The sequence below is a fragment of the Lysobacter sp. S4-A87 genome (assembly GCF_022637455.1).
Classification (GTDB): domain Bacteria; phylum Pseudomonadota; class Gammaproteobacteria; order Xanthomonadales; family Xanthomonadaceae; genus Lysobacter_J.
On the sequence record NZ_CP093341.1, the window covers coordinates 3,321,516 to 3,339,489 of the forward strand.

Annotated in this window: 22 protein-coding genes and 1 tRNA gene; 19 read left to right on the forward strand and 4 right to left on the reverse strand. The window is 67.2% G+C overall.

Features of this window, described 5'->3' with window-relative positions; all coding sequences use genetic code 11:
• Nucleotides 1-94: 94 nt before the first annotated feature.
• The 19 genes from aspS (at nt 95) to MNR01_RS14990 (ending at nt 15,904) form a co-directional block, all read left to right on the forward strand.
• Nucleotides 95-1,894: an aspartate--tRNA ligase gene (gene aspS / locus MNR01_RS14900; protein ID WP_241918540.1), complete on the forward strand. Its 1,800-nt coding sequence runs from the start codon at nt 95-97 to the stop codon at nt 1,892-1,894.
• A gap of 4 nt (nt 1,895-1,898) precedes the next feature.
• Nucleotides 1,899-2,186: a DNA primase gene (locus MNR01_RS14905; protein WP_241918541.1), complete on the forward strand. Its 288-nt coding sequence runs from the start codon at nt 1,899-1,901 to the stop codon at nt 2,184-2,186.
• A gap of 2 nt (nt 2,187-2,188) precedes the next feature.
• Entirely contained in the window at nt 2,189-2,701 is a 513-nt protein-coding gene (locus tag MNR01_RS14910) for a GNAT family N-acetyltransferase (RefSeq protein ID WP_241918542.1), read from the forward strand.
• Between the two features lie 104 nt (nt 2,702-2,805).
• Entirely contained in the window at nt 2,806-3,420 is a 615-nt protein-coding gene (locus MNR01_RS14915) for an alpha/beta hydrolase (protein WP_241918543.1), read from the forward strand.
• 97 nt (nt 3,421-3,517) lie between these two features.
• Nucleotides 3,518-4,246 carry a YebC/PmpR family DNA-binding transcriptional regulator gene (locus tag MNR01_RS14920; protein WP_241918544.1) on the forward strand — a complete coding sequence of 243 codons (729 nt, stop codon included), beginning with the start codon at nt 3,518-3,520 and terminating at the stop codon, nt 4,244-4,246.
• 17 nt (nt 4,247-4,263) lie between these two features.
• Nucleotides 4,264-4,791: a crossover junction endodeoxyribonuclease RuvC gene (gene ruvC / locus MNR01_RS14925; protein ID WP_241918545.1), complete on the forward strand. Its 528-nt coding sequence runs from the start codon at nt 4,264-4,266 to the stop codon at nt 4,789-4,791.
• The gene (gene ruvA, locus MNR01_RS14930; protein ID WP_241918546.1) at nt 4,788-5,378 is read left to right on the forward strand and encodes a Holliday junction branch migration protein RuvA; all 591 of its coding nucleotides are present in this window, start codon (nt 4,788-4,790) and stop codon (nt 5,376-5,378) included. Before ruvC ends, ruvA begins: the two co-directional genes overlap by 4 nt.
• A 38-nt stretch (nt 5,379-5,416) precedes the next feature.
• Nucleotides 5,417-7,336, forward strand: a complete 1,920-nt coding sequence (locus MNR01_RS14935) for a potassium transporter Kup (protein WP_241918547.1) — start codon at nt 5,417-5,419, stop codon at nt 7,334-7,336.
• Between the two features lie 117 nt (nt 7,337-7,453).
• On the forward strand, nt 7,454-8,494 hold the full coding sequence (gene ruvB / locus MNR01_RS14940; RefSeq protein WP_241918548.1) for a Holliday junction branch migration DNA helicase RuvB: 1,041 nt from the start codon (nt 7,454-7,456) through the stop codon (nt 8,492-8,494).
• Nucleotides 8,484-8,906, forward strand: a complete 423-nt coding sequence (gene ybgC, locus MNR01_RS14945; RefSeq protein WP_241918549.1) for a tol-pal system-associated acyl-CoA thioesterase — start codon at nt 8,484-8,486, stop codon at nt 8,904-8,906. The genes ruvB and ybgC overlap by 11 nt, the downstream gene beginning before the upstream one ends.
• An 84-nt stretch (nt 8,907-8,990) precedes the next feature.
• The gene (gene tolQ, locus MNR01_RS14950) at nt 8,991-9,782 is read left to right on the forward strand and encodes a protein TolQ (protein ID WP_241918550.1); all 792 of its coding nucleotides are present in this window, start codon (nt 8,991-8,993) and stop codon (nt 9,780-9,782) included.
• 90 nt (nt 9,783-9,872) lie between these two features.
• Nucleotides 9,873-10,322: a protein TolR gene (gene tolR / locus MNR01_RS14955; protein ID WP_241918551.1), complete on the forward strand. Its 450-nt coding sequence runs from the start codon at nt 9,873-9,875 to the stop codon at nt 10,320-10,322.
• Nucleotides 10,322-11,293 carry a cell envelope integrity protein TolA gene (gene tolA / locus MNR01_RS14960; protein WP_241918552.1) on the forward strand — a complete coding sequence of 324 codons (972 nt, stop codon included), beginning with the start codon at nt 10,322-10,324 and terminating at the stop codon, nt 11,291-11,293. The genes tolR and tolA overlap by 1 nt, the downstream gene beginning before the upstream one ends.
• A 120-nt stretch (nt 11,294-11,413) precedes the next feature.
• Nucleotides 11,414-12,730: a Tol-Pal system beta propeller repeat protein TolB gene (tolB, locus tag MNR01_RS14965; RefSeq protein ID WP_241918553.1), complete on the forward strand. Its 1,317-nt coding sequence runs from the start codon at nt 11,414-11,416 to the stop codon at nt 12,728-12,730.
• Nucleotides 12,731-12,832: 102 nt separating this feature from the next.
• Nucleotides 12,833-13,345, forward strand: coding sequence for a peptidoglycan-associated lipoprotein Pal (gene pal, locus MNR01_RS14970; RefSeq protein WP_241918554.1), 513 nt, complete (start codon nt 12,833-12,835; stop codon nt 13,343-13,345).
• Between the two features lie 12 nt (nt 13,346-13,357).
• Nucleotides 13,358-14,173: a tol-pal system protein YbgF gene (ybgF, locus tag MNR01_RS14975; protein ID WP_241918555.1), complete on the forward strand. Its 816-nt coding sequence runs from the start codon at nt 13,358-13,360 to the stop codon at nt 14,171-14,173.
• A gap of 114 nt (nt 14,174-14,287) precedes the next feature.
• Nucleotides 14,288-14,965 carry a 7-carboxy-7-deazaguanine synthase QueE gene (gene queE / locus MNR01_RS14980; RefSeq protein WP_241918556.1) on the forward strand — a complete coding sequence of 226 codons (678 nt, stop codon included), beginning with the start codon at nt 14,288-14,290 and terminating at the stop codon, nt 14,963-14,965.
• Between the two features lie 49 nt (nt 14,966-15,014).
• Nucleotides 15,015-15,713, forward strand: a complete 699-nt coding sequence (gene queC, locus MNR01_RS14985; protein WP_241918557.1) for a 7-cyano-7-deazaguanine synthase QueC — start codon at nt 15,015-15,017, stop codon at nt 15,711-15,713.
• 115 nt (nt 15,714-15,828) lie between these two features.
• Nucleotides 15,829-15,904: transfer RNA gene (locus MNR01_RS14990), tRNA-Lys, on the forward strand.
• Between the two features lie 71 nt (nt 15,905-15,975).
• Here MNR01_RS14990 and MNR01_RS14995 read toward each other — a convergent pair.
• The 4 genes from MNR01_RS14995 to MNR01_RS15010 form a co-directional block, all read right to left on the reverse strand.
• Nucleotides 15,976-16,461, reverse strand: a complete 486-nt coding sequence (locus tag MNR01_RS14995; RefSeq protein WP_241918558.1) for a hypothetical protein — start codon at nt 16,459-16,461, stop codon at nt 15,976-15,978.
• A gap of 225 nt (nt 16,462-16,686) precedes the next feature.
• Nucleotides 16,687-17,142, reverse strand: coding sequence for a type II 3-dehydroquinate dehydratase (locus MNR01_RS15000; RefSeq protein ID WP_241918559.1), 456 nt, complete (start codon nt 17,140-17,142; stop codon nt 16,687-16,689).
• 44 nt (nt 17,143-17,186) lie between these two features.
• Nucleotides 17,187-17,393 (reverse strand): hypothetical protein, encoded by a 207-nt coding sequence (locus MNR01_RS15005; RefSeq protein ID WP_241918560.1) that lies wholly within the window; start codon nt 17,391-17,393, stop codon nt 17,187-17,189.
• Nucleotides 17,394-17,399: 6 nt separating this feature from the next.
• Nucleotides 17,400-17,828, reverse strand: a complete 429-nt coding sequence (locus MNR01_RS15010; RefSeq protein WP_241918561.1) for a type II 3-dehydroquinate dehydratase — start codon at nt 17,826-17,828, stop codon at nt 17,400-17,402.
• Between the last annotated feature and the right edge of the window lie 146 nt (nt 17,829-17,974).

Below are 17,974 nucleotides of genomic sequence, written 5' to 3' on the forward strand. Positions count from 1 at the left end.
ACGTGTTCTCCGGCCCCAGGCCGGAAAGTTTTCCGGCCCTGGCCGGATTGCCCAGTTTTCCGGCCTCGGCCGGACGCGTAACCCCGGAGCCCCCATGCGTACCCATTTTTGCGGCCTCATCGATGAGGCCCTGATCGGACAGACCGTCACTTTGTGCGGCTGGGCCGACGTTGCCCGTAACCTCGGCGGCTTGTGCTTCATCGACCTTCGCGATCACGAAGGCATCGTCCAGATCGTGGCCGAGCCGACCCAGGATCCGGCATTGGGTGCGGGCGAGGTCAATGCTGCGGTGATCGCGGCGGCCGCGCAGGTGGGCTACGAAGACTGCCTGCGCATCACCGGCGTGGTGCGCAAGCGCGAAGCGGTCAACGCCAAGATCCGCACCGGCCAGGTCGAAGTGGTCGCAACAAAGATCGAGCTGCTCAACAAGGCCGAGCCGCTGCCGTTCCACGCCCACGAGAACCCGGGCGAGGACATCCGCCTGCAGTACCGCTACCTCGACCTGCGCACCCCCGAGATGCAGCGCAAGATGCGCACCCGCATCAAGCTGGTGCAGGCACTGCGTCGCTACCTCGACGAGCGCGGGTTCCAGGACATCGAAACGCCGATCCTGACCAAGGCCACGCCGGAAGGCGCACGCGACTTCCTGGTGCCGGCGCGCATGCACCACGGCGAGTTCTACGCACTGCCGCAGTCGCCGCAGCTGTTCAAGCAGATCCTGATGATGGCCGGCTTCGACCGGTATTATCAGATCGCGCGATGCTTCCGCGACGAGGCCCTGCGTGCCGACCGCCAGCTCGAGTTCACCCAGCTCGACATGGAGTTCGCGTGGGTGTCCGAGCGCGACGTGCAGGACCTGACCGAGGAGATGATCCGCTCGGTGTTCCGCGACGTGATGGGCGTCGAGCTGGCCGCGCAGTTCCCGCGCATGACCTACGCCGAGGTAATGCGCCGCTACGGTTCGGACAAGCCGGACCTGCGCATCGCGATGGAGTTCACCGACATCGCCGATCTGGTCAGGAACTGCGAGTTCAAGGTCTTCACCGACTGGGCCAACCACGAAGACGGTCGCGTGGTCGCGCTGCGCATGCCGGGCGCTGCGACGCTCAGCCGCAAGCAGATCGACGACTACGGCGCGCACGCCGCCAAGCACGGCGCCAAGGGCCTGGCGTGGATGAAGGTGGAAGACGCCGGCAAGGGCCGCGAAGGCGTCAACTCGCCGATCGCCAAGTTCCTCGACGACGCCACGCTGGCAGCGATTCTTGCTGCCACCGGCGCGCAGAGCGGCGATGCGATCTTCTTCGGCGCCGCCACCTACAAGTCGGCCAGCGATTTCATGGGCGCGCTGCGCCTGAAGCTGGGCAAGGACCTGGGCATGGTCGCCGACAGCTGGGCGCCGCTGTGGGTGACCGACTTCCCGATGTTCGAGTGGGACGACGAGGAGAACCGCTACGTCGCCCTGCATCACCCGTTCACCGCACCGGCGGTCGATTCGATTTCCGACCTGCGCGCGAATGCGAAGACCGCGGTGTCGCGCGGCTACGACATGGTGCTCAACGGCAACGAGATCGGCGGCGGTTCGATCCGCATCCACAACTCGGCGATGCAGTCGGCGGTGTTCGAGCTGCTCGGCATCGGTGCGGAGGAGGCCGAAGGCAAGTTCGGCTTCCTGCTCGACGCGCTCAAGTACGGCGCGCCGCCGCACGGTGGCATCGCCTTCGGCATCGACCGCATCGCCGCGCTGATGGCCGGCACCGAATCGATCCGCGACGTCATCGCGTTCCCGAAGACCACCACCGCGCAGTGCCTTATGACCGGCGCGCCGTCGCCGGTGCCGGACGCGCAGCTGGCGGAAGTGCACATTCAAGTTCGTCCGAAGAAGGAAGGGAAGTAAGCGCATGACGGAAGTTGCTTTGGATCAAGCTGTTTTGGAGCTCGAGTGGGAAGCACTGGGTGAGACCGGTTCGGCTGCGGGTGCCGGCCTGGTGACCGAGCGCGCGCAGGTGTTCGGCGGTTGGCTGGTGCGCACGCGTACCGCTGCCGGACAGCTTTCGATGACCTTCGTGGCCGATGGCCAGTTCCGCTGGGACGGCGAGGACTTCGGCGACGAGGACTACGAGGAAGAAGAGGACGAGGACGCCGAGGAAGACGAGGAAGAAGGCGAAGAGGACGAAGAGGAAGCCTGATCATGGCGACCATCCGGCGCGCCACCGTGGCCGATGCGAAAACCGTGTCGGCCCTGGCGGCGCAGACCTTCACCGAGACCTTCGGGCATCAGTACCCGCAGGCCGACCTGCAGTTCTTCCTGCGCGACAGCTACGCCGTCGACAAGCAGAAGGTGATCCTCGGCCACCCGGATTACGCGGTGTGGCTGCTGGAAGTGGAGGGTGTGGCCGTAGGCCATGCCGCTGCCGGGCCCTGTGGCCTGCCGCATGCGGACGTGGCCGATGGCGACGGCGAGCTCAAGCGCCTGTACGTGCTGCGCGAGCATCAGAACGGCGGCTGGGGCGCGCGTCTGTTCGAGACCGCCCAGGACTGGCTGCTGCGCGACGGGCCGCGGACGTTGTGGATCGGCGTGTGGAGCGAGAACCAGGGCGCGCAGCGGTTCTATGCGCGGTACGGGTTCGAGCGGGTGGGGGACTACGACTTCATCGTCGGTGGCACGCGCGATCACGAGTACATCCTGCGCAGGCCGGCGTAACGCCGCCGGTCACGCTCCGGTGCCTGCCCCGGTACCCGCCCCGGTTCCCGCGAGAGGCGGCTTGCTGCTGTTGCATTGGCTCCGACCGCCACCATCCATCCCCAATGCCCACCACCCGCGTCATCCTCCTCCACGGCCTCTGGATGCCCCGCCTGTCGATGCACTGGCTGGCCCAGCGCCTGCGCGAGGCCGGCTTTGCCCCTGAGTTCTTCGGCTACGCCACCGTCGCCGGCGGCCCGGACACGGCGATCCCGCGGCTGGCCGCCCACCTGCAACGGGCGCCGGCGCACCTGGTGGCCCACAGCCTGGGCGGGCTGGTGTCGCTGACGACGCTGGAACGCCATCCCTCGGTCCCGGTCGAGCGCGTCGTCTGCCTGGGCTCGCCGCTGTGCGGCAGCGCCGCCGCCACCGGGCTGGCGGGCTACGCCTGGACCGCGCCGACGCTGGGCCGCAGCGCATCGCTGCTGCGCAAGGGCTGCGCGCCCTGGTCGGGCAAGGCCGAAGTCGGGATGGTCGCCGGCCGTACCTCGCTGGGGCTGGGCAAGTACTTCGGCCGCTTCCAGGAGGAGAACGATGGGACGGTCTCCGTCGCCGAAACCCGGCTTGCCGGCCTGACCGACCACACCGTGGTCAGCACCAGCCATACCGGCCTGGTCTATTCCCGCCAGGTCGCCAGCCTGGTCGCCGCCTTCCTGCGCAACGGCCGCTTCGCGTCCTGAGCCGGCAACGTCGGTCAGGTCGATTCGCGACCGACGGCACGTCCGGCCCAATCGAGTAAAATCGCCGCTTCGCCAAAGCAACAGCCTGGAACAGTTCATGGGTAGAGGTCCCTCGATCGAGGCCCGCAAGAACGCGGTAGACGCGCAGCGCGGCAAGATCTTCACCAAGATCATTCGTGAAATCGGCGTGGCTGCCCGCGCCGGTGGCGGTGACCCGTCGGGCAACCCGCGCCTGCGCGCGGCGGTTGACAAGGGCCTGTCGGTGAACATGTCCAAGGACGTGATCGAGCGCGCCATCAAGAAGGCCACCGGCGAACTGGAAGGCGTGGTCTACGAAGAGATCCGCTACGAGGGCTACGCCCCCGGCGGCGTCGCCGTGATCGTCGACTGCCTGACCGACAACAAGGTCCGCACCGTCGCCGACGTGCGCCATGCCTTCGGCAAGTTCGGTGGCAACCTCGGCACCGACGGCTCGGTGTCGTTCATGTTCAGGAAGGTCGGCGTGCTGTCGTTCGCCGCCGGCGCCAGTGAAGACCAGGTCACCGAACTGGCGATCGATGCCGGCGCCGACGACGTGGTCGTCTACGACGACGGCGCGATCGACGTGGTCACCACGCCCGACGCCTTCGCCACCGTCAAGGCCGCCATGGAAGCCGGCGGCCTGAAGGCCGACATCGCCGAAGTGACGATGCGCGCCGACAACGACATCGCCGTCAGCGGCGAGACCGCGCAACAGGTGGTCAAGCTGCTGCGCTGGCTCGAGGACATGGACGATGTCCAGAGCGTCTACTCCAATGCCGACCTCGGCGAGGATGCCTACGCCTGACGGCGTAAGCTGACCACGTGATCAGAATCCTCGGGATAGACCCCGGTTCCCAGCGCACCGGTGTCGGCGTCATTGACGTCGCCGCCGATGGCCGCTGCACCTTCGTGCATGCGCGCGCGCTGGTCCTGCTCGACGCCGAGGACTTCCCGTCGCGGCTCGGGCTGCTGTGCGAGGGCCTGGAGGCACTGCTGGACGAATGGCAGCCGCAGCAGGTCGCGATCGAGACCGTGTTCATGGCCAAGTCGGCGACGTCCGCGCTCAAGCTCGGCCACGCCCGTGGCGCGGCGCTGGCGACGGTGGTGCGCCGGCGCATCCCGATCAGCGAGTACGCACCGCGCGTGATCAAGCAGTCCCTGGTCGGTCGCGGCGCGGCCGAGAAGGATCAGGTCCAGCACATGGTTCGTTTGCTGTTGAACCTGCCGGACCAAAAAATGCAGGCCGACGCCGCCGATGCCCTGGCCGTGGCGCTGACCCACGCGCACATGAGCGCGACCGCGGCGCGCACCGGCGTTGCCACCCACCTGTTGCGGAGACGCGGCGCATGATCGGTCGTCTGAAAGGCATCCTCGTCCACAAGCAGCCGCCGTGGCTGGTGGTGGACGTGAACGGCGTCGGCTACGAGCTGGAGGCGCCGATGAGCACCTTCTACGACCTGCCCGACATCGGTCGCGAGGTCGCGCTGTTCACCCATTACGCGCAGAAGGAAGACAGCGTCTCGCTGTACGGCTTCCTGCGCGAGGGCGAGCGCCGCCTGTTCCGCGACGTCCAGCGGGTGTCCGGCATCGGCGCCAGGATCGCCCTGGCGGTGCTCTCGGGCACGTCGGTGGACGAGTTCGCCCGCCTGGTCCAGACCGGCGACATCACCGCGCTGACCCGCATCCCCGGCATCGGCAAGAAGACCGCCGAGCGCATGGTCGTGGAGCTTCGCGACCGGGCGGCCGACCTTGCCGGCGTGGGCGCCACCCTGTCGGGCAACGGCGCCGCCGCCGACCCCCAGAGCGAAGCCGTGATCGCCCTGCAGCAGCTGGGTTACAAGCCGGCCGAGGCCGTGCGCATGGCGCGCGAATCGACCGCCGCCGGCGATGACGCCGCCGCCATCATCCGCAAAGCGCTAAAGTCCGCGCTCCGTTGACGCCACGGCGGCCCCGGCCGCCCCGAGCAACCCACTCCATGTCCTCTCCAGCTACCCACTCGACCTCCGCCAATGGCGCGCAGCACGGCCACGGCAAACAGGGGCTGGGCGGCCTTGTCATCGGTGCGATCGGCGTCGTCTTCGGCGATATCGGCACCAGCCCGCTGTACACCCTCAAGGAAGCGTTTTCGCCGCACTTCGGCCTGATCGGCAATCACGACACGGTGCTGGGCATCCTGTCGCTGGTGTTCTGGGCGCTGATGATCACGGTGACGCTCAAGTACGTCACCATCATCATGCGCGCCGACAACGAAGGCGAGGGCGGCATCATGGCGTTGATGACGCTGGCCCAGCGCACGCTGCCCAAGGGCTCGCGCTCGGCCTACATCATCGGCATCCTCGGCATCTTCGGCGCGTCGCTGTTCTTCGGCGACAGCGTGATCACCCCGGCCATCACCGTGCTCGGCGCGGTCGAGGGCCTGGAGGTCGCCGCACCCGGCCTGCACCGGTTCATCGTGCCGATTGCGGTCGTCATCCTGGTGATGGTGTTCTTCGCCCAGCGCTTCGGCACCGAGAAGGTCGGCCGGATCTTCGGGCCGATCACCACGGTCTGGTTCCTGGCGCTGGCGGCGATTGGCGTCCACAACATCCTCGAAGCACCGGAAGTGCTCAAGGCGCTCAACCCGATGTGGGGCGCGCGCTTCTTCATCGAGCACGGTTCGCACTCGGTGCTGATCCTGGGCGTGGTGGTGCTGGCCGTCACCGGTGGCGAAGCGCTGTACGCCGACATGGGCCACTTCGGTCCGCGGCCGATCCGCTACGCCTGGTACACGCTGGTGCTGCCGTGCCTGATGCTGAACTACCTGGGGCAGGGCGCGTTCGTGCTCGGCCACCCGGACGCGGTCAAGAACCCGTTCTTCGAGGCGGTGCCGGCGTGGGCGCTGTACCCGATGATCGTGCTGGCGACGATGGCCGCGGTGATCGCCTCGCAGGCGGTCATCACCGGTGCCTATTCGGTCGCCCGCCAGGCCATGCAGCTGGGCTACATCCCGCGCATGCAGGTCAAGCACACCTCGCAGTCGACCATCGGCCAGATCTACGTGCCGTACATCAACTGGCTGCTGATGATCGCGGTGCTGGCGGTGGTGCTGATGTTCCGCAGCTCGACCGCGCTGGCCACGGCCTACGGCATCTCGGTGTCGGCGACCATGCTGATCGACACCCTGCTGCTGGCGCTGGTCGCGCGCGCGCTGTGGCCGCGCTGGCGCACCTGGGTGCTGCCGCTGTGCCTGCTGTTCTTCGTGGTCGATGTCGGCTTCGTCATCGCCAACGGCGCCAAGTTCTTCGACGGCGCCTGGTTCCCGCTGCTGCTGGGCCTGGTCGTGTTCACCCTGCTGCGCACCTGGCGCCGCGGCCGCGAGCTGCTGCATGACGAAGTGCGCAAGGAAGGCATCTCGCTCGACAGCTTCCTGCCCGGCCTGATGCTGGCACCGCCGGTGCGCGTGCCGGGTACGGCGATCTTCATGACCGCCGACAAGGGCGTGGTGCCGCACGCGCTGCTGCACAACCTCAAGCACAACAAGGTGCTGCACGATCGCAACGTGTTCCTGACGGTGGAGACGCTCAACGTCCCGTACGCGCCGCGCGACAAGCGCCTGAAGATCCAGGCCATCGGCGACGACTTCTACCGCGTGCTGATCCGCTTCGGCTTCATGGAAGTGCCGGACGTGCCCTTGGCGCTGATGCGCTCGTGCGATGCCGGCGGCACCTACTTCGACCCGATGGACACCACCTACTTCGCCAGCCGCGAGACGGTGGTGGCCAGCCGCCACCGCGGCATGCCGATCTGGCGCGACCGGCTGTTCGCCTTCATGCACCGCAATGCCGCGCCGGCCACGGGCTTCTTCCGCATCCCGGGCAACCGCCTGGTGGAGCTGGGGGCGCAGGTCGAGATCTGACCGCGGGTCTGCGGGGATGCGGCGCGGGGCTCCCGGCTGCGCTGCGCTTGCCCGGGCTGCGCGGTTTCGCGACTCGTTGCCATGCCTGTGGGCCCGTGCGCGTGCGAACATACGGGCATGAATGACTCCCGCATCATCGCTGCCGGCGCCACCCGCGAGGACGAGGCCATCGAGGCCTCGATCCGGCCCAAGCGGCTGGACGAGTACCTCGGCCAGGCGCCGGTGCGCGAGCAGATGAAGATCTATATCGAGGCCGCCAAGGCACGCGGCGAGGCCCTCGACCATGTCCTGATCTTCGGCCCGCCGGGCCTGGGCAAGACCACCCTCAGCCATGTCATCGCCAACGAGCTCGGCGTCGGCCTGCGCCAGACCTCCGGCCCGGTGATCGAGAAGGCCGGCGACCTGGCCGCGCTGCTGACCAACCTGCAGCCGCACGACGTGCTGTTCGTCGACGAGATCCATCGTCTCTCGCCGGCGATAGAAGAGGTGCTCTATCCGGCGATGGAGGACTACCAGATCGACATCATGATCGGCGAGGGCCCCGCGGCCCGCTCGATCAAGCTCGACCTGCCGCCATTCACCCTGATCGGCGCGACCACCCGCGCCGGCCTGCTGACCGCGCCGCTGCGCGACCGCTTCGGCATCGTCCAGCGCCTGGAGTTCTACAGCGCCGAGGAGCTGACCCGGATCGTGCGCCGCTCGGCGCAGATCCTTGGCATCGCCTGCGAGCCCGAAGGTGCGGCCGAAATCGCCCGCCGCTCGCGTGGCACCCCGCGTATCGCCAACCGCCTGCTGCGACGCGTGCGCGATTTCGCCCAGGTCCGCGCCGGTGGCGACATCACCCGCGATGTGGCCGATGCGGCAATGGCCATGCTCAAGGTCGACCCGGAGGGTTTCGACGAGCTCGACCGGCGCATGCTCAAGATCATCATCGAGTCCTTCGACGGCGGCCCGGTCGGCGTCGAATCGCTGGCCGCGGCGCTGAGCGAGGAGCGCGGCACGCTCGAGGACGTGATCGAGCCGTACCTGATCCAGCAGGGCTACCTCATCCGCACCGCGCGCGGCCGGATGGCCACGCCGAAGGCCTACCGCCACATCGGCCTGAGGCCGAAAGCCAGCAACGGCGGGCTTTTCGAGGAGACCGGCAGTGACGGTTGATGTGGCGTTCAGTTGGCCGACACGGGTCTACTGGGAAGATACGGACGCTGGTGGCGTGGTCTACCACGCCCAGTACCTGGCGTTTCTCGAGCGCGCGCGGACCGAGTGGATGCGTGCGCAGGGGTATGGCCAGGAGCTTTTGCGGATCGAGTACGGGCTGGTGTTCGCCGTGCGCGCCATGCAGCTGGACTTCCTCAAGCCGGCCCGGCTGGACGATGCGCTGGCGGTGACGGTGGGGCTGCAGGAATGCCGCCGTGCCAGCGCCGTTTTCACCCAGGCCATCGCCCGCGGTGGCGACCTGCTGCTGACCGCGCAGGTGCGGGTGGCGGCGCTGGATGCGGACGGGTTCCGCCCGCGCCCGATCCCGCAGCCGCTGCACGACCAGCTCAAGGCGCTCGAGCAACCGCGCTGACCCCATTCCAGGCTTCACCCGTTATTCCCATCGCAGTCCCCCAAGTTGCACACAGTCCCGCGTGACGGGCACGGAGAACCGAGCATGACCCCATTGTTGACAGCACTGCAGGCCACCGCGGTGGAGCCCCTGCCGGAAGAGGCCGCCAATGCCGCCAACACAGCGGTGCAGGCGCTGTCGACGGGCGCCGTCGACAACAACAGCCTCAACCTGCTGCAACTGGTGCTGCACGCCAGCATCCCGGTGCAGCTGGTCATGCTGTTGCTGCTGTTCGGTTCGATCGCCTCGTGGGTGATCATCTTCCGCAAGAAGCGCGTGCTCGACCGCGCCGCGCGCGAGGCCGACCAGTTCGAAGAGCGCTTCTGGTCTGGCGCCGAGCTGTCCAAGCTCTATGCCGGCACGACCGAGCGCAATCGCGAGATCGGCGGCCTTGAAGCGATCTTCGAAGCCGGCTTCCGCGAGTTCGGCCGCCTGCGCCAGCGCCGCGGCGCCGACAGCCGCATGCAGCTGGAAGGTGCCCAGCGCGCCATGCGCGCCACCGGTTCGCGCGAGATCGACGGCCTCGAGCACAACCTCGAGTTCCTCGCCAACGTCGGTTCGATCAGCCCGTACGTCGGCCTGTTCGGCACGGTGTGGGGCATCATGATTTCGTTCCAGGGCCTGGCCAACATGAAGGAAGCGACCATCGCCACGGTCGCCCCCGGTATCTCCGAGGCGCTGATCGCGACGGCGATGGGCCTGTTCGCGGCCATTCCGGCGGTGTGGGCCTACAACCGCTACGCGACCAAGGTCGAACGCATGTCGGTGCGCTACGACGCGTTCTCCGAAGAGTTCTCCTCGATCCTGCAGCGCCAGGCGAACCTCGACGAGCCCTGATGCGATCCCCTCGCAACGTCCCGCACCTCCGTGTGCGGACTTTCATCGGCCCGTCCCGGGCCGTGAACCACTGATTACGAGAGGAAGGCCATGGCCGGTATCACCGCGCGCCGCCATCGCAAGCGCAAGCTGAAGGCAGAGATCAACGTCGTTCCCTATATCGACGTGATGCTGGTGTTGTTGATCATCTTCATGGTCACCGCGCCGCTGTTGAATCTTGGCGTCGACATCGACCTGCCGCAGTCCAATGCCAAGTCGATCCAGGAAAAGAAGGACCCGGTCGTCGTCAGCGTCGATCCCAACGGGCACTATTTCCTCGCCCTGAAGGCAGGCAGCAACGAGGCCGTCACCGCTGAGGCGCTGCAGGCCAAGGTGTCGGCAATCGTCGCGCAGAACCCGGACGTCGCCGTGTTCGTGGCCGGTGACGCCAAGGCCAATTACCAGAAGGTGATGGACGCGCTGGTGCTGCTGCAGAGCGCGAACGTCAAGAAGGTCGGCTTGATGAGCCAGCCCGATCAGGCCAGCAAGGCGGGTCGCTGATGCGGGAGTCGCGCGCCGACACCGCGCGGGCGATCTGGCAGGCGCTGGGGCTGCATGCACTGCTGTTCGCCCTCATGTTCGTGGGCCTGTTGTGGACCCGCGCTGCCGCGCCGGTCTCCGCCGCGGGTTCGCCGGTGACCGCAGAACTCATCGACGCCGACGCACTGTCGCCGGCGATGCAGCGCACCCTGCGCAATCGCCCCAAGCCGGCCGAAATGCCGCCGCCGCCGCAACCGGAAGAGGCCGCACCGCTGCCGCAACCGTTGCCGGAGCCGCGGCCGGAAGACTCGGTCGCCACGCCGCAGCCGCAGCCACAGGACTTCATCCCGGTTCCCGACAACGAGAGCCAGGAAGCCGTGGTCGACCAGCCGACACCCATTGCTGCCGCCGAGGAAGACAAGGTCCAGGAAGCCAAGCGCAAGCAGGACCAGGTGGACCTGACCGAGCAGAAGCGCCAGGAGCAGATTGAGAAGCAGCGTCGCCTCGCCGAGCAGCAGGATCAGGAACGCGAGCAGAAGCTGGCCGAGATCCGCCGCAAGCGCGAAGCCGCCACGCGCGAACGGACCGCTGCCGAGCGTGCCGCCAACCTGGCCAACCAGCGTGCGCAGCAGGTTGCCGACGCACGCGCGACACAGGCCACGGGTAGCAGCGAAGCCAGCCCGCCGCCCGGAAACGCCGGCACCGACACCGGCCTGGAGGCGCGCTACGCCGCGGCCCTGCAGGAAGCGATCCTGAGCAAATGGACCCGTCCGGAAACGGTGCCGGTCGGCGCCCGCTGCAAGCTGCTGATCCGGCAGTTGCCGGGCGGGCAGGTGATGAGCGCGGAAGTGTCATCGCCGTGCGCCTACGATGAGCAGGGCCGTCGCTCCATCGAGGCCGCCGTGTTGAAGGCGCAGCCGCTGCCGTATGCCGGGTTCGAGAAGGTGTTCGCGCGCAACCTGACGCTGAACTTCACGGCGCAGGATCGCTGAAGCGAGGCGCCCTGTCCGGAGGGCGGAGGAGGGTGCTCCTGGCTTCGCGAGCTTGAGCCCACGTTCACCCACCTCCTGTTAACAATTGCAAAGCTGAATGACCGCATCACTGGAGCACCGATGAACCGACCCGTTGCCTGGCTTGCCTCGCTGCTCGCCCTGCTGCTTCCCGTCGCCGCTTTCGCCCAGCAAGGGCTCGAGATCGACATCGTTGGCGGCAATGCCGCTGCCCTCCCGATCGCCGTGGTGCCGATGCCCTACCAGGGCAGCGGGACAGCGCCGGAAACCGACCTTGCCCAGGTCGTCAGCGCCGACCTCGCGCGCTCCGGGCAGTTCCGGCCACTTCCGGACAAGGACATCATCGAGAAGCCGACCAAGGGCGGGGAGATCAACTACCCGACCTGGCGCGCGTTGAACCAGGACTTCATCGTCGTCGGCCGCGTCCTCGACGCCGGCGCCGGCAGCTACCGCCTGGAGTACGAGCTGTTCGACGTGGCCAAGCAGCAGCGCCTGCTCGGCTTCGCCCTGACCGCCCGCGCCAATGCGATGCGCGACGTCGCCCACCAGGTCGCCGACGCGGTCTACGAAAAGGTCACCGGCATCCGCGGCGCGTTCTTCACCCGCATCGCCTATGTCACCGCGACCGGTACCGGCAAGGGTGCGCAGTACGCGCTGATGGTCGCCGACTCCGACGGCTTCAACCCGCAGACCGTGGTGCGCTCGCCCGAGCCGCTGCTGTCGCCGTCGTGGAGCCCGGACGGTGGTCGCCTGGCCTATGTCAGCTTCGAGGGTGGCAATTCCTCGATCTACATCCAGAACATCACCTCCGGCAGCCGCGAGCTGATCGCCAAGTTCCGCGGCATCAACGGCGCCCCGTCGTTCTCGCCCGACGGCCGTCGCCTGGCCCTGACCCTGTCGCGCAGCGGCAACCCCGAGATCTACGTGATGGACCTGGGCAGCAAGGCGCTGACCCAGCTGACCAACCATTTCAGCATCGACACCGAGCCGAGCTGGAGTGCTGACGGCGGCACCATCTACTTCACCTCCGACCGCGGTGGCCGCCCGCAGATCTACTCGGTTCCGTCCAGTGGCGGCAGCGCCACCCGGGTGACGTTCCAGGGCAGCTACAACGCCAGCGCCAGCCTTTCGGCCGACGGCAAGAAGATCGCCACCGCCCAGGGCGCCGGCAACACCTATCGCATTGCAATGATGGACAGCACCCTCGGGTCTGCGCGCTGGAGCACACTTTCGCCCGGATCCCTGGACGAGTCGCCCAGCTTTGCCCCGAATGGCGCAATGATCCTTTATGCTGCGCGCGAGGGCCGCCGGGGCGTGCTCTACGCCGTTTCGTCCGATGCCCGGGTGCGCCAGCGCCTGGTGCTTGCGGATGGGGACGTGCGTGAGCCGGCTTGGGGGCCGTTCCGCTTGCCTCGCTGATCCGGACGATTCGCCTGGATCGGCGGTGCTGCAATTCGTTTTTGTTTCACTTCCGCTTGCCCCGTAATGTCCCACGCTTGAATGACGAGGAACAAACAAACCATGAACAATACCGCTCGCATCCTGCTCACCGCCGTGCTCTGCACCGCGGCTATTGCCTGCTCCAAGAAGGTCAAGGAAACCCCGCCGCCGGCTGAAACGCCGACCACCACTCCGGCTCCGGAAGCTCCGGTCACCTCGGGCGTGTACGGCCCGAACGACCTGGACACCGACGCCTGCCTGCGTCAGCGCGTGGTCTACTTCGACTTCGACCAGGACAGCCTGCGTCCGGAGTTCCAGGCCATCGTCGGCTGCCACGCCAAGTACCTGCGCGACCGTCCGTCCTCGCGCATGACCCTGGAAGGCAATGCTGACGAGCGCGGCAGCCGCGAGTACAACCTCGGCCTCGGCGAGCGCCGCGGCAATGCCGTGTCGTCGGCCGTCCAGGCCAACGGCGGCTCGGGCAGCCAGATCACGGTCACCAGCTACGGCGAAGAGCGTCCGGTCTGCACCGACTCGAACGAAGATTGCTGGGCCAAGAACCGTCGCGTCGAGATCGTGTACACCGCCAAGTAATAGCCGGCGATGATGCGCAAGACGTTACTTGCCATGGCGTTCGCGGCGACCCTCGTGGTCGCCGCGCCCGCTGTCGCGCAACGCGCCAGCCTGGCTGACCGCGTGACCGTGCTCGAGCAGCAGGCCGCCAACAACCAGGGCAACATCGACCTGCTGAACCAGGTCAGCCAGCTTCGCAACGAAGTGCAGGCACTGCGTTCGCAGATCGAAGAACTGCAGCAGCAGAACAACCAGCTGCTGGAAAGCGGCAAGGCCCAGTACCTCGACCTCGACGGCCGCATCAACCGGCTCGAGAGCGGCGCGGTCACACCTGCTGCCACCGGGACCCCGGCACCGGCAGCGGCACCGCCCAAGTCGGGCAAGCCCGCGGCCCCGTCCGCATCGGTCAAGGACCGCCCCCCGGCGGTCTACGGCGACAAGGGTGCGCTGGCCCAGGGCGGCGACGAACGCGCGGCCTACGATGCCGCCTTCGGCGCGCTCAAGAGCGGTGACTACGTCCAGTCCTCGCGTCTGTTCCAGGCCTTCGTCGAGACCTACCCGCAGGGCGTCTACGCGCCCAACGCGCTGTACTGGCTCGGCGAGAGCTACTACGTCACCCAGAATTACGAGATGGCCCTGGTCCAGTTCCAGTCGCTGCTCGACAGGTTCCCGACCCACGACAAGGCCCCGGGCGCGATGCTCAAGGTCGGCCTGACGCAGATCGGGCTAAAGCAGGTCGAAGCCGCAGAGCTCACTTTGGCCGGTGTTTCAGCGAAATACCCCGGCACCGACGCCGCCCGCGCCGCCAGCGACCGCCTCAACGCGCTCCAGCTCGGCCGGCTTCGCTGAGCCCGGACCGCCTGGCAGGCACGGGGCTCCGCCAGACCCGGCTCCGCCAAGCCCGCTTCCGCCAAGCCCGCTTCCGCCAAGCCCTGTCGCGCCAGATCCTTTAAAATCAGCGCCATGAACGCACTCCCCGCCGAAGCGGCCGCAGCGTCGCCGGATCGGCTGCGGATCACCGAGATTTTCCTGTCACTGCAGGGCGAAGCCCGCAGCATCGGCTGGCCGACCGTATTCGTGCGCCTGACCGGCTGCCCGCTGCGCTGCCAGTACTGCGACACCGCCTATGCCTTCCATGGCGGTGAGTGGCACCAGATCGACGACATCCTCGCCGAGGTCGCCGGCCACGGCGCCCGCCACGTCTGCGTCACCGGCGGCGAGCCGCTGTCGCAGAAGCGCTGCATCGGCCTGCTGCAGCGGCTGTGCGACGCCGGCTACGAGGTGTCGCTGGAGACCTCCGGTGCGATCGACATCAGCCAGGTCGACACCCGCGTCTCGCGCATCCTCGACATCAAGACACCGGGATCGATGGAGGTCCACCGCAACCTGTGGTCGAACCTGCCGCTGCTGACGCCGCATGACCAGGTCAAGTTCGTGATCTGCTCGCGCGAGGACTACGACTGGGCCAAGGGCGTGGTCGCCGAACACGGCCTCACCGCGGTCTGCGATGTACTGTTCTCGCCCAGCTTCACCCAGATCAAGCCCAGCGACCTGGCCGACTGGATCGTCGCCGACAAGTTGCCGGTGCGGTTCCAGCTGCAGTTGCACAAGATCCTGTGGAACGACGAACCGGGCCGCTGATCGCGTCCCGCTTCTCGCCGCAGTGAGTCCCCCAGTGGAAGCCACGTAGATGAAGAATGCTGTTGTCCTGGTATCGGGCGGGATGGACTCCGCCGTGGTCATCGCCATCGCGCGCGAGCAGGGCTACGCCGTGCATGCGCTGAGCGTGCGCTACGGCCAGCGCCACACCTCCGAACTCGATGCCGCCGATCGCGTGTCGAAGTCGCTCGGCGCGGTCGCGCACAAGACCGTCAATGTCGACCTGCGCAGCATCGGCGGCTCGGCGCTCACCGACGAAACCATCTCGGTACCGACCGACGACGATGGCCACGCGATCGGCCAGGCCGCGGCCAAGGACGCGATCCCGGTGACCTACGTGCCCGCGCGCAACACGATCATGCTGTCGGTCGCGCTGGGCTGGGCGGAAGTGCTGGGCGCGGCCGACATCTTCTGCGGCGTCAATGCCGTCGACTACTCCGGTTACCCGGACTGCCGCCCGGAGTTCATCACCGCATTCCAGAACCTGGCCAACCTCGCCACCAAGGCGGGCGTGGAAGGCGCCGGCCTGCGCGTGCACGCACCGCTGCAGTTCATGAGCAAGGCCGACATCGTCCGCGAGGGCATGCGCCTGGGCGTGGATTTCGCCGAGACCGTCTCCTGTTACAAGGCCGATGACCAGGGCCGCGCCTGCGGCCATTGCGACGCCTGTCGGCTGCGCGCGGAAGGCTTCATCGCGGCCGGAGTGGCCGACCCGACGCGTTACGTCTGAACGACGGACGCCCCCGCGGACTGCATCGCGGAGGCGCCGTGCGCTAGAATGCACGCCCCGGCGCAAGGCCGGGCGCGCCGCCCGCAACCACCGCGAGCGCAGGAAAGTTCCAAGTGGGCCGTTAGCTCAGTCGGTAGAGCATCGGACTTTTAATCCGCTGGTCGACGGTTCGAATCCGTCACGGCCCACCAATCCGATTCTCCGACATGACCTTCGACGGCGGGCGCCATTGGCGGTGAGTTCATTGCGTCCAGCGGATCCTTCAGGCTTCCGCCGCGACGGGTGCTTCGCAAACAAAGATGATCTCCGTAGATGCAGGGCGGTAACCGGCCATGGCTGCGAACGAACTCTGGATGGCGGCGTTCTGCGCCTGATAGTCCGGCTGCCATTCCTTGACCACCGGGTACTGGCCCACCGATTGCGTTCCACCTTCATTGACGATGGCGGTCGCTGAAACTGAAACATTGTTGGTGACGACCGTCTGCGGCACATTCGGCTGCTCGTAGCTGGCGTCCTCGGCTTCGCGCGAAACCATGACGGCTTCCTTGCCACCTTGGGTCGCGCAGAAGGCGTTGGCCTTCTTCATGGCCTTGGTGGTCATCTTGTCCGTCGTCGAGAAGCTGGTGTAACCCTTTCCGGCGATCAGGTAGCGCCCCTTGCCGATGGGTGTTACTTCGGAGACGCCGGCCTGCGCGGAAAGGGAGGTCAGCGCAAGAACGGCGACGGCTGTTGCAGCGTAGAGCTTCATGCTGTTGGTATCCGGGAAGCGACAGCGGAAGAGTGCGAATCGCTGGAAGCACGCTCGCCAGCCCAGGCCGACCCGCTGTACGTTGAACGGCCTGGAACACCCCAACCTTATTGCTCCCCCGGATTTCGGGTTTCGCATCGAGCGACCTCCAGTTCGCTTTACGTGACAACGGGGTTCTGAATGGGCGCGCCAAGGTCCGGAGTCCTCCGTCAGACAACCGGATGGTCAGGTGCCGTTGTGGAAGTCATCTTGCGAATGTGCAGATTCGGAAGGCCATCGGGCGATTCGCCGCAACCCGATCCCGACTGCAATGCGATAGCTCATCGACAAGTCTCCGTTGATCACGATCGTGGCGATCGGCATGGCGGACGATCGCACGGGCAGGTCGAGTAATGTGTCACTGCTGTCGTGGACTTCGGCGTAAGGCACGGCAAGTGATTCCAGCGCGTCACGCAGGGCTTGCGGGTCGTCGCGCGCGAGGTCGCCCGGGTCGAGCACCACGAACCCGCTGGTGCCGGGGTCGGTATGCCGAATCGACTCGATAAACGGACGGATCGAGGTGCTGGCGCGCAGCTTCAGCGCGCTGCCTGCGGCGCGTGAGGCGCGCCGCAGGTCCTCGAAGACTTTCCGGGGGAGGCCGGCAGACGTCGAATGCGATCCCTGGAGGATCTGGATGTCCATGGTTCCGCGCTGGATGAAGTGACTGCGGCTCGATCCGGTCACGGTCAATCAAGTCGGCTCAGGCCGCGGACGCGGACCTGCGCCGGCTTGACGTCATGGGCATCGGCTGCCTGCGCGCGGATGCGCACCAGCACTTCGGCCGGGTCGAGCTCGTCACCCGGCGCAACCGTGTGCACCAGCGTCGACTGGCCCCAGACCCGCAGGTGGTCGCTCAGTTGTATTTCGTAATCGGCGAAGTAGCAGTAGCGCATGGAAGTTCACGTGCCAACGTGGATGTCGTTCTCGCACTCCGTGCAACCCAGCCACTCCAGTGCGATGGAAAGAGCAAGCACGTAACCTTGCGCGCCATAACCATCGATGACGTTGAGCGGGGTTCCCACGCGCTCGAACGATCCGGTTCGGTCGGCATGCACCTCGATGTAGGGCACGCCGACGAGATTGAGCGCAGCGTCGAGTTCACCACCGACGTGGGCGTCGGGACCCGGGTCGAGCAGCAGGAACTCGGTGCTCCTGCCGTCGAGCCGGCGCAGTCGATCCAGGATGTCCGACGCGTTGCGGCAGCTGCACACCGCGACCGTCTTGCCTGCCTGGGACGCCCTTTCGACCAGTTGTGACACGACTTCGCGTGGAAGGCCGTGGGCACCGAAACGAGCGCCGTCGGGTGCGGCGAGGATGGCGATGGACATCGATTGCTCCGTTCTTGACCAGTGCGCAGTTTTCGGCAGCGCCTCGTAAAACCTCCATTCGCGTACCAGCGCGCCGGCGTAAGCGGCGCGTAAATTCGCTGACAGCCACGGGCTACGTCATGGGCGTACGCCGCGGCCACCTGGCG

Bases quoted from the DNA above. Each gene is read 5' to 3' on its own strand.
- ruvA (WP_241918546.1), top strand. From the start codon at position 4,788: ATGATCGGTCGTCTGAAAGGCATCCTCGTCCACAAGCAGCCGCCGTGG.
- tolB (WP_241918553.1), top strand. From the start codon at position 11,414: ATGAACCGACCCGTTGCCTGGCTTGCCTCGCTGCTCGCCCTGCTGCTT.
- MNR01_RS14905 (WP_241918541.1), top strand. From the start codon at position 1,899: ATGACGGAAGTTGCTTTGGATCAAGCTGTTTTGGAGCTCGAGTGGGAA.
- MNR01_RS14935 (WP_241918547.1), top strand. From the start codon at position 5,417: ATGTCCTCTCCAGCTACCCACTCGACCTCCGCCAATGGCGCGCAGCAC.
- MNR01_RS15000 (WP_241918559.1), bottom strand. From the start codon at position 17,142: ATGGACATCCAGATCCTCCAGGGATCGCATTCGACGTCTGCCGGCCTC.
- MNR01_RS15005 (WP_241918560.1), bottom strand. From the start codon at position 17,393: ATGCGCTACTGCTACTTCGCCGATTACGAAATACAACTGAGCGACCAC.
- pal (WP_241918554.1), top strand. From the start codon at position 12,833: ATGAACAATACCGCTCGCATCCTGCTCACCGCCGTGCTCTGCACCGCG.
- MNR01_RS15010 (WP_241918561.1), bottom strand. From the start codon at position 17,828: ATGTCCATCGCCATCCTCGCCGCACCCGACGGCGCTCGTTTCGGTGCC.
- aspS (WP_241918540.1), top strand. From the start codon at position 95: ATGCGTACCCATTTTTGCGGCCTCATCGATGAGGCCCTGATCGGACAG.
- MNR01_RS14995 (WP_241918558.1), bottom strand. From the start codon at position 16,461: ATGAAGCTCTACGCTGCAACAGCCGTCGCCGTTCTTGCGCTGACCTCC.
- queC (WP_241918557.1), top strand. From the start codon at position 15,015: ATGAAGAATGCTGTTGTCCTGGTATCGGGCGGGATGGACTCCGCCGTG.
- queE (WP_241918556.1), top strand. From the start codon at position 14,288: ATGAACGCACTCCCCGCCGAAGCGGCCGCAGCGTCGCCGGATCGGCTG.
- tolQ (WP_241918550.1), top strand. From the start codon at position 8,991: ATGACCCCATTGTTGACAGCACTGCAGGCCACCGCGGTGGAGCCCCTG.
- tolR (WP_241918551.1), top strand. From the start codon at position 9,873: ATGGCCGGTATCACCGCGCGCCGCCATCGCAAGCGCAAGCTGAAGGCA.
- MNR01_RS14920 (WP_241918544.1), top strand. From the start codon at position 3,518: ATGGGTAGAGGTCCCTCGATCGAGGCCCGCAAGAACGCGGTAGACGCG.
- MNR01_RS14910 (WP_241918542.1), top strand. From the start codon at position 2,189: ATGGCGACCATCCGGCGCGCCACCGTGGCCGATGCGAAAACCGTGTCG.
- tolA (WP_241918552.1), top strand. From the start codon at position 10,322: ATGCGGGAGTCGCGCGCCGACACCGCGCGGGCGATCTGGCAGGCGCTG.
- ybgF (WP_241918555.1), top strand. From the start codon at position 13,358: ATGCGCAAGACGTTACTTGCCATGGCGTTCGCGGCGACCCTCGTGGTC.
- MNR01_RS14915 (WP_241918543.1), top strand. From the start codon at position 2,806: ATGCCCACCACCCGCGTCATCCTCCTCCACGGCCTCTGGATGCCCCGC.
- ruvB (WP_241918548.1), top strand. From the start codon at position 7,454: ATGAATGACTCCCGCATCATCGCTGCCGGCGCCACCCGCGAGGACGAG.